Consider the following 13,165-nt stretch of genomic DNA (forward strand, 5'->3'; position numbering starts at 1 on the left):
GTTCAGCTTTCGAAAATGGTGGGAAGCGCGACATGGCGCCGCGCGACGGGGAGGATCTGCGCGTCCTTGCGCGCCGCGAACACCGCGAGGCCGTGGCCGACCAGGGCGATGACGACGCCGGCGATCCAGAGCCTGAGGCCAATCCCGACCGCGCCGGCGAGCGTGCCGTTGACGATCGCGAGCGCGCGCGGCGCACCCGCCAGTAGGATCGGCTCGGCGAGCGCGCGCTGGACCGGCGCCGCGAACCCCGGGAGGTCGCCTTCCATCAGACGAGCGCCCCGCCGCCGAAGCTGAAGAAGCTGAGGAAGAAGGAGGAGGCAGCGAAAGCGATCGAGAGGCCGAAGACGATCTGGATCAGCCGCCGGAACCCGCCCGACGTATCGCCGAACGCCAAGGTCAGCCCGGTGATGACAATGATGATCACGCCGACGACGCGCGCGACCGGGCCCTGCACGCTGTCGACGATCGACTGGAGCGGGGTCTCCCACGGCATGCCTGAGCCGCCCGCGAGCGCGGGTGTGGCATGCAGGGCGAGCAGGCCGGCGATGGCGGCGAGGCGAAGGATATGGCTGGTCTTCATTCTGGAACTCCCTGTGGCTGGAGGATCGGAAGCAGGCGGTAGCTGCCGTCGGCGCCGAGCCCTTCGACGCGGACCAGTTCGGACAGGCGGCGCTCGGCGCCGCGGCCCGTCAGCACCGCGATGACGTCGATCGTCTCGGCGATGAGCGGGCGCGGGACATGCGCGATCGCCTCGAGAATGAGCTGTTCGAGGCGGTGGAGTGCGGCGCTCGCGGTTCCCGCGTGGATCGTGCCGATCCCCCCGGGATGGCCGGTGCCCCAGGCCTTCAAGAGGTCGAGCGCTTCTGGACCGCGGACCTCGCCGACCGGAATGCGATCGGGACGGAGACGGAGGCTTGAGCGGACGAGATCGGTCATCGTGACGCCCGGCGCGGTGCGCAGGCTCACGACATTGGCGGCGTCGCACCGAAGCTCGCGTGTATCCTCAATGAGGACGATACGGTCGTCGCTCTTCGCTGCGAGGGCGAGCAGTGCATTGGTAAGCGTGGTCTTGCCGGTCGACGTGCCGCCGGCGACGAGAATATTGGCGCGGGTTTCGACGGCGCCCGCCAGATAGGTCGCAGCGATCGCGCTCATCGTGCCGGCGCGGACATAGTCGGCGAGCTCGAGCGGCAGGCTGGCGGGGCGGCGGATCGAGAAGACCGGCTGTGCCACGACGGGTGGCAGCAGGCCTTCGAAACGCTCGCCGCCTTCCGGCAGTTCGGCGGAGACGCGCGGGCTCGCGCGGTGGACTTCGGTGCCGACATGATGCGCGACGAGGCGGACGATGCGCTCGGCCTGCGCGGGGGTCAGCGTCTCTTCCGTGGGCGCCAAGCCGCTGTCGAGGTGGTCGATCCAGAGCCGCCCGTCGGCGTTCAGCATGATCTCGGCGATATTGGGATCGCCGAGCCAGCCATCGATCGCCGCGCCGAGCGCGCTGCGCAGCATCGAGGTGCTGCGCGCATGGACGATGGCGTCGGGTTCGATCACTTGGGGCGTCTCCTGAAGGCACCGCGGATCGGCGCCGGAGACGGGTAAAGAATGCCGATTATGGCTGGCCGCAACAGCTATTCATTGTCGTCGTGGGGGCGGCGGCGAATGGATACACAAGGGACGAGGCGTCTGCCGCGCCTCAGCGATCCTCGCTCAGAACTGTCTGTTGCCGTTTGTCGTTGCGAGTATCGTGCTCGTCGTAAACGCTGCCAGACCCCGTTGATTCTTGTCACCAACAGGCCCATGTTGCGCTCGTGCTTGTTGGTCTTCCTCCCCTGACCCGCCCGCCCTGTATCGAGCTGTGTGCCCTGGTCCTGAACCGGCCGGCATCCGCGCTTTCAGGCGGGACTACAGTAACCCGGTTTACACGAAGACCGGTTAGAGTTAGGCCATGACTCGGGCGGACAAAGGGGAAACAATGGCGAGCGCTGTGCAGACGGCTTTCGATACCGCAGAGCGGGCACGTCATTTCCGATTTAGCGATCTGGAAGCCGAAGGCTGGCAGCCTTTCGTTGCGCGGCACGCGGCGGGTCTTTCGCTTGCGGACATTGAAGCTCTCGCAGAAGCTATCGGAAAGCAAGTCGGTTACGAACCGGGCTCGGATCTTCGCAGTTTCGTCAGGCGCATCGGCGGAAATTTAAGCACGAGTTTGATCGGCGATCTCAGCGACGCTTCGCCAACAGGGCTATACGTACGCAGCGCTTCGACGGATTTCCTAATTGCTATTCCGGCGGCAAGTAGCTCGCGGTTCGACCAGTTCATGGTAGCCAAGGCCCTTGCTCATTATTTTCTTCATTTCCGTTCAGCGGGGCACTCTTCGCGGCGCAAGGTAGAGAATGGCGACATCAGTGCCATCGAACAGGAAGCCGTGATTTTTGCGGTCACATTTCTGATGCCCAGCGCAGCTTTTGAACACGCTTTTGCCCGCACGGGCGGAGACATTGCGGCTTTGGCCGCTCATTTCCGCGTTCCAGTCGCGGTTGCCGAAGTTCGCGTTAAGCGTTTCTCTGTACCGATAGAACGAGCGCACGCTTAGCAGCGGATTGCGGCGAAGTTCGACTTCCAGTGGTTCGGGGGGGCCATGGCATTCGATTTAACCGGTTGTCCTGACGTATTGACGCCACGGCTGAGGATATTCCTGAGTGCCGATGTGGTGGGATCAACAGCTCTAAAGCAGCCTGTTTTTCTCGAGACTCAGATCGACTGGCTGGAGATCATGCAGCGCTTTTATGGCGAAATGGTCGACGCGATGGAAACGGGCTGGGAACAGCTTAAGAGCGACCTCGATGAGGAACTTCATGATGTTTTCCTTGGACCGCCTCCACAATTCTGGAAGACCGTCGGCGACGAGGTCCTCTACTACAAGGATCTGACGGACAGCCGCCAGATCACTCTCACCATCCTCTGCTGGAAGCGAGCGCTCGGGCTGGTGCGCACCTATTTTGAAAAGCAGAATAAAGGCCTTCTCCAGGAAGTTGGTCTGACGCTTGATCTAAAGTCGACGATTTGGACCGCGGGCTTTCCTCGTCGCAACAAAACGATCGTCAGTCCGGCAGGGCTATCTCGCCAGCTGCGCGGAGGTAACTATTCCGACGCATTTCGACGAGCTCAGTCGCGGGCGCTGTCCCAACAGAAGCGCGATGCGAACGCCCGAGTTGAGTTTGATTTTATCGGTCCTGGTATCGACATCGGATTTCGTCTCGCCAACTTTGCCACCGAGCAGAAAATGGTGATCAGCCTCGATGTCGCATATATTCTTGCGCTCCGTGGCACGAATATCCTGCGGCGCCATATGAAGACGATCTCGGTCGATCCGATCCCCATTCATTATGACGGACGCGTTCTTCTGAAGGGTGTGTTCGGTCAGCGCAAATATCCCCTCTTCTGGATCGACAACTCTCCTGCGGGATCATTTGAAGCGGCCGAGGTGGCGGCGCGGACGCCGATACAAGATGCGGCGGTGCTGAAGTTTGCCCAGACATTTTATACCGAACATTATCGAGAATTTACCCACGAGCCCTTCATCATAAACGACCCCGCCAATGCTCTTACCAGCTATCCACCCGAGTTCGCTCAATGGATGGAGGTTCAAATCAAGCTTTATAAGGATCTGGCACGCGAAGAGGCCTTGTTGCGCCGGAAGGCAAAAAGCGCGCTGGCCGCTTCTGAAGAGGATAGTATACCGCAAAAGCAGATCGCGTCAGAAGATGTGACAAAGCTTGCGCGGAAGCTCACTACCGGCATTCCTGCCGCGTCGAGCAGGCGATAGGTTCAATTTTGGGCTCGTATTCAGGGTATTCGCTTGCGGTCGGCAGTGGCATGTTGCGAATGATCGTCCGGCTATGAATAAAGCGCTTCCTGCCCGGTGGGAAAGTCTGCTTGAGGGATCGATCGATCGTGGTCCGGAACTGGAGCGGCTGCTCAACACTTTGATCGAAAGCGATCAGCGCGCGATTGTTTTGGAAGGGCCTCCTGGCTCTGGAAAAACAACGCTAGCGGCGCAATTTGTCTACACTTTCAGAGAGCGATTTCCGGGCGGTATTGAATTTCGCACCGGCGCTGGCGAGCCCGACGAGTTTTTGGCCCCGGCTACTGGTACAGGCGATCGTCTGCTGATTTTTGATGCGCTCGACAATGTATGGCCGGGTGCGGATTGGGCGGCCGATTATTTGCAATCACGCCTTGCCGAAGACGCGCAGTTGAGAATCTTGATGACCTCGCGCCGGATACCGCAGATCGAGCGGTTCGAGCGGGTCGCCGTTCCTCCGATGGACATCGCCCAAATCAGCGAGATGCTTCGTCAGGGCATGCCCAGGGACGAACTTCCTCCACAACAGCTTCTTCTACTAGCGGACGGTAGTCCCATGATTGCAGCTGCGATTGTGGAGGCCGCACGCGTTTCGGCAAACTGGTCTGAACTTATAGCCAGACTTTCATCATTCAAACGGCCCGGCCTCGTTGATCGCCACGGTAGGCCTCTGCGGAACGGGAGCGCTTCAGCAAAGACATTCCTCACCGGTGTTCGCGAAGTCAATGATTGGATCATGCAGCGATTGAAGCAGGATCCGGAGATTGTTCATCTTCTGAGTCCCCGCCAATTCGAGGAGCTGAGTGCCGAGCTTTTTACACGGCTTGGGTTCGACGTCGAACTCACGCCAGCTTCGAGGGACGGCGGGAAAGATCTGATACTTTTGAAACGCTCCGACTTGGGCACCATGATGACCTATGTTGAGTGCAAGCGGTACGCACCCAATCAGTCTGTCGGAGTGGCTGTGGTTCGCGCGCTTCACGGCGTAGTCGAAAGAGGGCGCGCAACCAGCGGTATTGTTCTGACCAGTTCACGGTTCACGAAAGGAGCGCTAGAATATCAAGAGGATATAAAATATCGCATTTCCTTGAAAGATTATGCCGATTTCAAGGGTTTAATCGATAAATCGATCAATGGCTCTATTTGAGTTCGTAATCGGCGTTTCGCAGCCATGACCGGCTAAAAATTCGCCTATATCTTGATATTTGATGTCCAGTGAATATTGCCATTTTGTCGAATATGCGATATCGAATCATATGTTTTCTGGACAGTGAATATGCCGAGATTCGAAGAGAATGAAGCTGAACTGCTCGATCGAGCGCTGCTGGCAATCGAAGCACTTCCCAACGCTGGCGGGAAAATTATCGCCCAAAACGCGAGTTTGGGAGCCTATGGCCGCGTCGATGCGATCGCTGAATTATCGATATCGGGTCGCCCCTTTCGGCTCGTGATCGAGGTCAAGCGCGAGGTGTTCCCGCGCGACGTCCGAGAAACCATCTGGCAGCTTCGCAACTATCTGGCCCATATCGACGACGGCTCAGTCGAGATGTTGCCGTTTCTTGTCGCTCATTCGATTTCACCGGGCGCGCGACAAGTGCTCCAAGAGGAGGGCATCGGCTATTATGACTTTGGCGGCGCCCTCTTTATCCCCTCTCGCGAGACATATGTTTTTATTGACCGGCCTCCGCCTCGGAAGACGCAGAAAATCTTCACGTCAATTTTCGAAGGTCAACGTGCTCGGGTTGTTCGTGCCGTCTTCGACAAAGCACCTAATTGGCTAAGCGTCAAAGAGCTGGCCAAGGATTTGGATATCTCGCCTGCTACCGCTTCGGCAACGCTCAGCGAAATGGAGCGGCGCGACTGGGTCGAAGCAGAAGGATTGGGGCCAAGCAAGTTGAGGAGACTCAGCAACGGGCGCATGCTTCTCGACGAGTGGAGCGAATATATTGCCGATCAGCCGACGCCAAAGATGAAGCGCTACTATGTGTCTATGAAGACCGCGGAGGGCCTTATGCGAAAGCTTGATGCCGCGTGCTGCGATGCTCAGATACGCTATGCCGTGACCGGCGAAGCCGCTGCCCAGCTTTACGCTCCCTATCTATCGAGCGTGGCTCAGGTGCGCTGCCGGATGGCGCCCGGTCGGCATGCCGAAGAGATGCTTTCCGACATGGATGCCCGGCCGGTCAGTGAGGGGTGGAACTTGGGCATAATAGATGTCCGAAGCGCGAGCGACGTCGATGTAGGCCAGCGCTGCGACGGGATCGCGTTGGCACCTCCGATCCAGGTCTATCTCGATCTCCTCCAAGGAGCAGGGCGCTCAAAAGAAATGGCCGTTCATCTCCGCGCCGAGCGGCTCGATTTCTGATGGCCAAGGCAAAATCCATCGGCGGTTACGACGCGCGTGTGACCGAGGCCTGCGAACGCGTCCTGGTTACGCTCCTCCGCCATCTGGGGCCCTGGCGTGAATCCGTTTTCCTCGTCGGAGGATTGACGCCCCGCTATCTGATCGAGGCCCGCCCGCCGGAGGTGCCAGCTCACGCCGGAACGGCTGACGTCGATGTCGTCGTCGATATCGCGATGCTAACCGACACGGAGGCCTATCGAACGCTGGAAGCCAATCTTCGCGAAATGAACTTTCATCGCGCAGTCAACGAAGACGGAATCAAACAATCCTGGCGATGGCAGACCGAAGTGGACGGGGCCACGATGATCCTCGAATTTCTCGTCGACGATCCCGACCGGCGCGGGGGCAAGGTCGAAGTCTTGCCGGTCGAGGGCAAGGTATCCGCGGTCAATATTCCTCATTCGTCCATGGTTGTGGATTTTCACAAGACCCGCGAGCTTAAAGCCGAATTGCTTAACGGTAAGGGAGTGGCGGTCGAAAAAGTGCGTTTTGCCGATATCGTGAGTTTTACCTGTCTCAAATCGCTGGCGTACGACGATCGCATCGAGCCCAAGGACGCGCATGATCTCGTTTATTGTCTCGAGCATTATCCAGGCGGGGTCGAGGCGGCCGTGGACGAGTTTCTCCGAGGATTGGAAACGAAGCACCGCGAAGTCATCCTCGACGCGCTCGGACGCTTATCGAAGCGCTTTCGCGATGGCGACCCGGATCAAAGTTACCGCCTTGACGGTCCTGTCGCCGTGGCCGCTTTCGAGGGAAATGACGCGGGCATTGAAGAAGATGAAGGGGAGCGTGACAGTCGGATCCTGCGTCAAAGGCGAGCTGCAGATGTCGTCGCCCAGCTCTTGGGGCCGCTCATTGGCTAGCCTCACTGGAAGGCGGTCGCGCGCCCACTGGCTGGGCGTCGTCAACGTCAACATCGAGCATGATGTGGGGGAATTATGGACAGTCGCCATATAGGACGGAAAGGCGAAAAGCGCTTCAGCCTCCTGTGCACCGACGCCGGCGTTACCTGCAACCAGTCCCAGGAAGACGATAACGGATGGGACATGCTGATCGAGTTTCCGCCAGCGGCTCAACCGCTCATCGCGCTCGACATGCGCAACGGTGTGACTGCTGCGTCCGTGCAGGTCAAAACCACAGAGACCCGCAGCCGATCTGTTTCCATCCGTCTGTCCAATGCGCTTCACTATACGCGCAACCCTCTGCCAACATTCATCGTCCTCGTCGCTATCGAGGGTGGGCAGCCTCGCTACTTCGCGAAGCACGTTTGGACTGAACTGATCGGGGCGTGGCTAAAAGCTGCGAGAGAAGCCGACGCTGCGGGGGCGACCGAGGCCAACCACGATGACGTCACCTTGAGATTCGAGGACTCAGACGAACGAGGGGAGGCAGTTCTCGATTGGATGCAGCAGGAGATTCGCCTGGTCGGAAAAACTTATGCGGCGATCAAGCAGAACATTGTCGACACGATCGGGTTTGAGAAAACACGCGGCACGATCGAGCTTGAGATGGCCATGGAGGATCTCAACGATTTTCTCGACATACAGCTTGGCCTGACCCCGCGCTTCAGGGCTAATCGCTTTACGGTCAGATCTGAGCGCTTCGGGATCGAGGCGAGCATTCCTGAAGTCGATTTGCGGGACGTCGACATAATACTCACGCCGCTAGGTCAGGATGCCATGCTGCATTTCCAGTTTCCCAAAGGAGTCTCGGTCAGTCTTCCGGCCAAGCTTTACGGGGCAGAAGACGAGGATCGACATGCGATGCGGGTCGTCACTCGATGCTTCGAGTGGACGAGGCGATCAGAGGGTGATGTTCGTGTTCGCGCTCTTCTATCAACCGAAGAGGCGATGCCGATCGCGGAAATAGCCCTTTTTGCCCTTTTAAAGGCCCATGACGCCGCGGACCGCTTCCATATCGAAATCGAGGTGGGCGGAAAATCATATGGTCGGATCTCCCTGTCTGTCGGTACGGATGACGAGCGCAAAAAAGCGTGGGGGTGGACCGCGCTAACGTTCCTCTCACTCCTCGATATCGAAAAGGAACTGTCGTCCCCACTGCCCGAACTCAGTCATAGCCAAGTCTATGGAGAGGACGGTGATCCGATGATATTATGCTCGATGGCGAGTGAGCGCTACTTGCGCTTCGAGCTTGATCGAAGCCCGGATATGCCGGACCGTTTCACCTCCTTTCTTGCCTATGGCTATGCTCGTGTCGGAAGCTTGATGATCGGTATCATATCCAGGCGTCCGATTATTGACGACCGTCTCAACGGGGAGAAGCGTCTCGTGGGGCTTGGCGTGCCAAAGCTCTTGCGTTGCTTCGCTACGGACGTCGCTCTCTGGTCAAAAGACGATCTTGAGGCGGTATTTGAAACTCAAAAAGAACTCATGGCGGCGGATGGCGAACTGTTGGCAGTCGGGGACATCAACTCGATCATTTCGAGCGGCAAGGGCGAAGCGCCGGCGAAACCGAAAGGGATAAAGTCAAAACGATCGGCTCGGCGCCAGAAATCGAGATAATGATGGCAGCCAAATTCGACGTCGACCGATCAATCGTGCCGGATGCCGCCTTTTGTATATCCACCTTCTGAAAATGAGGCTCGCGCGGCATCGGCCGCGACCGAGGATTTCATGAAAATATCGAAATTCAGCGGATGGCGTCCGATCTCCTCGCTGAACGTGGGATCGGCGGCTGCCGCAGCATTCAGCGCTTCGGTGATTTCTCCCAGCCTATCAAGCGCAAGCGCGCGCATCATGCCGAGCGCGAGTTCGATTTGCTTTCTTGCCCGATGGGCCAATTTGCGATCTACGGTCTGCCGCCGAGTGGCCACGGCGGGCTTCGCCTCGCTACCTTTGAACTGGAGAATGACCAACTCCGCTTGCCATTCCCCGCCATATTCTCCGCCTGAGCCGAAATGGGCGATCGCCGAATCCCGGAGATCGCACAACTCCTTGTGAACGCGCTTCTGACCCTCGTCGAAGCGGGCTCGCAGATCAAAGCCGTCGCGCTCTCGGGAATCCGTCTTAGTCGCGCGCACATACAGAATCAGCGCGTTGTTGAGCAGCGCAGATTCGGTGATCAGCTTGATGTGATCATCTGGGTCGGTCGGCTGCATTAGCTGCATGTCAAGCGCATCGAGGCTCTCGAGTGCCATAACGAGATCGGCCGCGAGGGAATGAAGATCTCGCGCGCGCCGTATTTTCCCTGCAAGCGGTAGCAATCGCTTCTCGCGAAACAACCGATCGGCGAGCGCACTGAGATTGAAGGTTGGATCGTGGGGCATGAAACGCGCCCGATGCTATTCGGCCGCTGGCCTGGACGGCTGAGAATACATTCCCAGCAACTCGCGAGCGAGCTCTGCCCTTGCCTTGTTTCGGGACGTAGCGTCGCCAGCTTCGATCGATTCAATGATGTTTATCGACATGCCCACTGCGTTGATGCGCTCCAGCACCACAACGTAATTTTTAGCTTGGTCCATGGTCGATCGGTAAATGATCAGGAAGGTGCCTCCTATCGCTTGAACCAATACACCGGAAGCTGCTGCAAGTATCGGCATCGTGATCGCGCCCGGCTCGTCGATTGCGCGCCAGACCCCTAGGCCGACGAGCGCCATTCCGAATAACATCACAACCGTCGTGAGCACGAAGATCGCCGTGACATGCCCGAGATTGCGGTCAAGATAACTTTCGAGCTTCAGCCGCGCGACATCCCAGGTATATTGCGAACGGTCGGGATTTTCGCGGGCACGTACCTCGGCAGCTTCGACCTTTTCTTCTTCTGCCGCGCGGCGGGCATTGGTGCTGAGAGAAGAAATCGTGACCAGGCCGATAAAGGCTATGCCGGCAGCCGGGGCGCCCACCACCTCGGAGTTCGATAAATTAAGCGCACCTGAAAAGGCCAGAAGCGCGATAATGAAACCCAGAACATACATGAACAGTCCCGCGATGTAGAACTTCTGCAGTCGTGGGCTCAGATGGCGCCAGCCTCCGAGGAGCATTTGAGTTGCGTGCCTAATTGCAGGTTCGGTTTCCATGTTGCCCCCTAGTTCGTTCGCTTCCGCGCCGCGGCTTCTCACTTCATCGCTTCGATGATTGCAAGAAAATCTGTGGTGAAGCTCTATTGTGATGAGAAGGCGAGATTATGGGGTATTGACGCGATGCGAGATTGGAAGACCCGAGACGAGCCCACCAACGCCAATCTGCGCCTTCTCGAATCCATGTCGAGAGCATGGCCAAATATGAACGCGGATCAGGCCACGCAGCGGCTGACTACGATCATCAGTATCGACGATATGCTCCCCAAGGCCGTTCGAGCCCATTTCCGGTTGCCTTCGCTTTATATCGGCAACGCGCACTACAGCTGGTCGCAAGCCCGGCTCGACGAATGGTGGTCGGAACTGTCGTCGGCGATTGTTGTCGGTCTGGATGCGGTGGAAGCGGACAAGGATTTGCAAAAGGGAGGCGCTGCAACCCTCGACGATCGGCCACCCACTCGCGGTGAGGAGCTCAATGATGCCTGTCGCGCTTACAGCCAGCATGCAAACTCAACCACGCTCGATGACCTGCGTCTCGCCTGCTCTGCACCGGGGCTCGGCCAATATTTCGAGCGACTGACTTATTGGCTGGGGCGAAAGCGCCCGGCCCCCGGACGCAGGCCGATCGCTTCGGAACTCTGGATCGCGTTGAGCAACATCGAAGCCCGAGCGGACTATTATCATCACCACCGGGCCTCCTATCGGTACGACGATAAGCGTCGTGCTGAAGCTGCATCGAGCGCTGATGAGCACCACCCTTCGCCGATAATCGAAGCTCTACATACCGTAAGCCGCGGGGGGCTCGTGCTCGGCCAGCGCGTGCGTCACGGGAAATTCGGCCAGGGCACGATCACGCATATCGAGGGCGATCGCATCGAAGCGGAGTTCGATGGATTGGGAGCGAAGCGTATTCTGGAGACTTTTCTTACGGCCGAAACGTTACCCGAGGCACACCCTAGCCAGCAATAGGACCGACCAATCGAGGGTCGTCCGAGGCTCCGTTTGCGCCGCACCATGTCGAAAGCTCACCCTGAAGGAAGGTACGGTAATCCTGGTCACCTGAGGGATCGAAATCGAGGCCGTAGTGGTAGGGTGAATCGCACACATCGAGCATGAAATCGAGAACCTGCTGCCGGAGCGTTTCATCCTCCTTGATACGAATATAAGCCTGCAGCGGCTTGTCTTTACCGAGCTCGTCTCCGCCAAGATGTCGTTCAAAATCAGGTACGCTACAGCGATGGCGCACCACAATATTGGCAGCTCGGCAGGCTTTCAGCTCATCCAATATCGTCTGATTGGTTGTCCACATCGGGTTGGCCTTCCGGTTCGAAGTATATGGCCAATCGATGTCGTGGATGATGCTGAACGGGATGCGGAAGTGCCGCAGCATCCGGATGAGACCGGGCAAAATACCCTTGCCTCGCGCACGGATGACGGCCGCTCGCGCTGCTAGTTCATGGTTCGTCTCCACAACGGCGGCGATGAAGGCGGCATGCTCGGTGTCGCCCTCGACGAGGATCGGATAGGAGCCGAAGAATATTTCGGAGAATCCGACGTCCATCTGTTGCAGGGCGCTCAGATTTCTCTTGGTTTCGGGGTCGAAGGTGACTTCATCGGCACGGTAGGTCCGACTGTTCAGTGGGCCTTGATCGCCGCCGGCCCGTTCAAGTCGAACGATCGTGGTGTGATCCTCGAGCGGGTTGATGAAATACGGAGAATGGGTGGTCATCATCACCTGCCAATCCGGATCGGCGGCGAGTTGATAGAGATGCTTTTGCGCGGCGCGAGCGGCCATGGGGTGGAGGGCGTTTTCAGGTTCGTCGATCAGCAAAAGATATCCGGGAAAGGCGGGATCATCCTCGGCGCCGGCAAGCTGTTCCCCCGCGTCGAGCGCCTCCAGCTTCGCAATCGCCGCCGCTTTGACTTCTTCTTTTTTGTTCTTGAGATCCTTGAGAATACCGTCCCGCACTTCCTGCTGCCGGGTCAATTGATTGTGAACCTGGAGCATCGACCAGAAGAGCGCTCGCCGGGCTCCAGCGCCTTGCTGAGCCAAGGAGGTTTCTACCTGTCCGTCTTGGACACGAATTCCCGATCCCTCCTTGAGCAATTTATCGAGACTGATCGTAGGCGCGGACATCGCTACTTCCAGCCGCACCCCAAGGGTCGGAAATACGCCTTTGAACCCCTCATGCACCTTGGTGGCAATGTCGCCGAACCGGTCTTCGTGCGTCTTGCTGAGACCGTCGACCACGCTCATCAGGCTTGCGACTGATTTGGACAGGTTCGAATTGGGATCGCCCTGCTCCGTCTTCATCTCCGCGACGAAGGGCGACAAGGCGAGTGTCAGCAACAGTTCTTCGGTCTTGTCGGCGTCTTCCAGCGATCCGATGCGCAGCGGCCGCGGCAGTCGCGATTTGAAAACATTATCCGCACCTCCGGCCTTGCCGTCTTCTGACCAATTGTTTTCGGCAGGACTCCAAGTCTTGCGGACCATGGCTCCGTCCGCCGCCCATTCCCATCGACTTCGCAAAATGCGGTCGCTGCCATCGATAATCTTCCAGTCCTCTGCGATATTGGCGATCCCTTCCGGGATATGCACATCCAGTTCCACGACGCATGGCTCCCCATCGGGAGCCCAGCGGCAGCGATCACGCGCGACGGAGAACTTGTTCGGGCTCTCGGCTAATTCATAAGCGCGGAGGATCGTCGATTTTCCGGCATTATTCTTGCCGACGAGGCATACCACGTCGTCCAGCGCCACTTCGACGCCATCGGGTCCGATGCATCCGATATTCTGTACCACGAGCTTCAAGAGCTTCGAACGGTTCGCCATACATGCCCCTCCAGTTTTGCCCCTTACCAC

The 13,165-nt window shown here is 58.3% G+C and carries 13 protein-coding genes; 7 read left to right on the forward strand and 6 right to left on the reverse strand.

Annotated features, from left to right (window positions below; all coding sequences use genetic code 11):
* Nucleotides 1-2: 2 nt before the first annotated feature.
* From BLW56_RS06595 to trbB, 3 genes are read right to left on the reverse strand one after another with little or no spacing between them, the layout of a single operon-like run.
* Nucleotides 3-266, reverse strand: a complete 264-nt coding sequence (locus BLW56_RS06595; protein WP_093509788.1) for a VirB3 family type IV secretion system protein — start codon at nucleotides 264-266, stop codon at nucleotides 3-5.
* On the reverse strand, nucleotides 266-580 hold the full coding sequence (locus BLW56_RS06600) for a TrbC/VirB2 family protein (RefSeq protein ID WP_093509789.1): 315 nt from the start codon (nucleotides 578-580) through the stop codon (nucleotides 266-268). The genes BLW56_RS06595 and BLW56_RS06600 overlap by 1 nt, the downstream gene beginning before the upstream one ends.
* Nucleotides 577-1,506 carry a P-type conjugative transfer ATPase TrbB gene (gene trbB / locus BLW56_RS06605; protein ID WP_093510825.1) on the reverse strand — a complete coding sequence of 310 codons (930 nt, stop codon included), beginning with the start codon at nucleotides 1,504-1,506 and terminating at the stop codon, nucleotides 577-579. The genes BLW56_RS06600 and trbB overlap by 4 nt, the downstream gene beginning before the upstream one ends.
* A 463-nt stretch (nucleotides 1,507-1,969) precedes the next feature.
* On the opposite strand from trbB, the gene BLW56_RS06610 reads away from it, so the two are divergent.
* From BLW56_RS06610 to BLW56_RS06635, 6 genes are all read left to right on the forward strand, one after another.
* Nucleotides 1,970-2,587, forward strand: coding sequence for an ImmA/IrrE family metallo-endopeptidase (locus BLW56_RS06610; protein WP_177175862.1), 618 nt, complete (start codon nucleotides 1,970-1,972; stop codon nucleotides 2,585-2,587).
* Between the two features lie 45 nt (nucleotides 2,588-2,632).
* Nucleotides 2,633-3,820, forward strand: coding sequence for a hypothetical protein (locus tag BLW56_RS06615; protein WP_143043400.1), 1,188 nt, complete (start codon nucleotides 2,633-2,635; stop codon nucleotides 3,818-3,820).
* A 73-nt stretch (nucleotides 3,821-3,893) separates the two neighbouring features.
* On the forward strand, nucleotides 3,894-5,006 hold the full coding sequence (locus BLW56_RS06620) for a restriction endonuclease (RefSeq protein WP_093509792.1): 1,113 nt from the start codon (nucleotides 3,894-3,896) through the stop codon (nucleotides 5,004-5,006).
* Nucleotides 5,007-5,135: 129 nt separating this feature from the next.
* Nucleotides 5,136-6,224 carry a type IV toxin-antitoxin system AbiEi family antitoxin gene (locus BLW56_RS06625; RefSeq protein ID WP_093509793.1) on the forward strand — a complete coding sequence of 363 codons (1,089 nt, stop codon included), beginning with the start codon at nucleotides 5,136-5,138 and terminating at the stop codon, nucleotides 6,222-6,224.
* Nucleotides 6,224-7,129: a hypothetical protein gene (locus BLW56_RS06630; RefSeq protein WP_093509794.1), complete on the forward strand. Its 906-nt coding sequence runs from the start codon at nucleotides 6,224-6,226 to the stop codon at nucleotides 7,127-7,129. The genes BLW56_RS06625 and BLW56_RS06630 overlap by 1 nt, the downstream gene beginning before the upstream one ends.
* A gap of 183 nt (nucleotides 7,130-7,312) precedes the next feature.
* A complete protein-coding gene (locus BLW56_RS06635; protein ID WP_371262209.1) occupies nucleotides 7,313-8,788 on the forward strand; it encodes a hypothetical protein in 1,476 nt (491 codons plus the stop codon).
* Nucleotides 8,789-8,817: 29 nt separating this feature from the next.
* Here BLW56_RS06635 and BLW56_RS06640 read toward each other — a convergent pair whose 3' ends face one another.
* Together BLW56_RS06640 and BLW56_RS06645 are read right to left on the reverse strand one after the other, a co-directional pair.
* On the reverse strand, nucleotides 8,818-9,552 hold the full coding sequence (locus tag BLW56_RS06640) for a hypothetical protein (RefSeq protein ID WP_143043401.1): 735 nt from the start codon (nucleotides 9,550-9,552) through the stop codon (nucleotides 8,818-8,820).
* Nucleotides 9,553-9,567: 15 nt separating this feature from the next.
* On the reverse strand, nucleotides 9,568-10,302 hold the full coding sequence (locus tag BLW56_RS06645; protein ID WP_143043402.1) for a TRADD-N-associated membrane domain-containing protein: 735 nt from the start codon (nucleotides 10,300-10,302) through the stop codon (nucleotides 9,568-9,570).
* 72 nt (nucleotides 10,303-10,374) lie between these two features.
* On the opposite strand from BLW56_RS06645, the gene BLW56_RS06650 reads away from it, so the two are divergent.
* Complete coding sequence (locus tag BLW56_RS06650) at nucleotides 10,375-11,271, forward strand: hypothetical protein (protein WP_143043403.1); 897 nt, start codon at nucleotides 10,375-10,377, stop codon at nucleotides 11,269-11,271.
* Here BLW56_RS06650 and BLW56_RS06655 read toward each other — a convergent pair.
* Complete coding sequence (locus tag BLW56_RS06655) at nucleotides 11,258-13,135, reverse strand: ATP-dependent nuclease (RefSeq protein ID WP_093509799.1); 1,878 nt, start codon at nucleotides 13,133-13,135, stop codon at nucleotides 11,258-11,260. The two genes, BLW56_RS06650 and BLW56_RS06655, sit on opposite strands and share 14 nt — an antisense overlap.
* Nucleotides 13,136-13,165: the final 30 nt, after the last annotated feature.

Origin of the sequence: Sphingopyxis sp. YR583, assembly GCF_900108295.1 — a bacterium.
Lineage (GTDB): Bacteria > Pseudomonadota > Alphaproteobacteria > Sphingomonadales > Sphingomonadaceae > Sphingopyxis.

Excerpts from the sequence above, each read along its gene's own strand:
- BLW56_RS06610 (WP_177175862.1), top strand. The coding sequence starts at position 1,970 with ATGGCGAGCGCTGTGCAGACGGCTTTCGATACCGCAGAGCGGGCACGT.
- BLW56_RS06655 (WP_093509799.1), bottom strand. The coding sequence starts at position 13,135 with ATGGCGAACCGTTCGAAGCTCTTGAAGCTCGTGGTACAGAATATCGGA.
- BLW56_RS06615 (WP_143043400.1), top strand. The coding sequence starts at position 2,633 with ATGGCATTCGATTTAACCGGTTGTCCTGACGTATTGACGCCACGGCTG.
- BLW56_RS06630 (WP_093509794.1), top strand. The coding sequence starts at position 6,224 with ATGGCCAAGGCAAAATCCATCGGCGGTTACGACGCGCGTGTGACCGAG.
- BLW56_RS06645 (WP_143043402.1), bottom strand. The coding sequence starts at position 10,302 with ATGGAAACCGAACCTGCAATTAGGCACGCAACTCAAATGCTCCTCGGA.
- trbB (WP_093510825.1), bottom strand. The coding sequence starts at position 1,506 with ATGCTGCGCAGCGCGCTCGGCGCGGCGATCGATGGCTGGCTCGGCGAT.
- BLW56_RS06640 (WP_143043401.1), bottom strand. The coding sequence starts at position 9,552 with ATGCCCCACGATCCAACCTTCAATCTCAGTGCGCTCGCCGATCGGTTG.
- BLW56_RS06600 (WP_093509789.1), bottom strand. The coding sequence starts at position 580 with ATGAAGACCAGCCATATCCTTCGCCTCGCCGCCATCGCCGGCCTGCTC.
- BLW56_RS06635 (WP_371262209.1), top strand. The coding sequence starts at position 7,313 with ATGCTGATCGAGTTTCCGCCAGCGGCTCAACCGCTCATCGCGCTCGAC.
- BLW56_RS06625 (WP_093509793.1), top strand. The coding sequence starts at position 5,136 with ATGCCGAGATTCGAAGAGAATGAAGCTGAACTGCTCGATCGAGCGCTG.
- BLW56_RS06620 (WP_093509792.1), top strand. The coding sequence starts at position 3,894 with ATGAATAAAGCGCTTCCTGCCCGGTGGGAAAGTCTGCTTGAGGGATCG.
- BLW56_RS06595 (WP_093509788.1), bottom strand. The coding sequence starts at position 266 with ATGGAAGGCGACCTCCCGGGGTTCGCGGCGCCGGTCCAGCGCGCGCTC.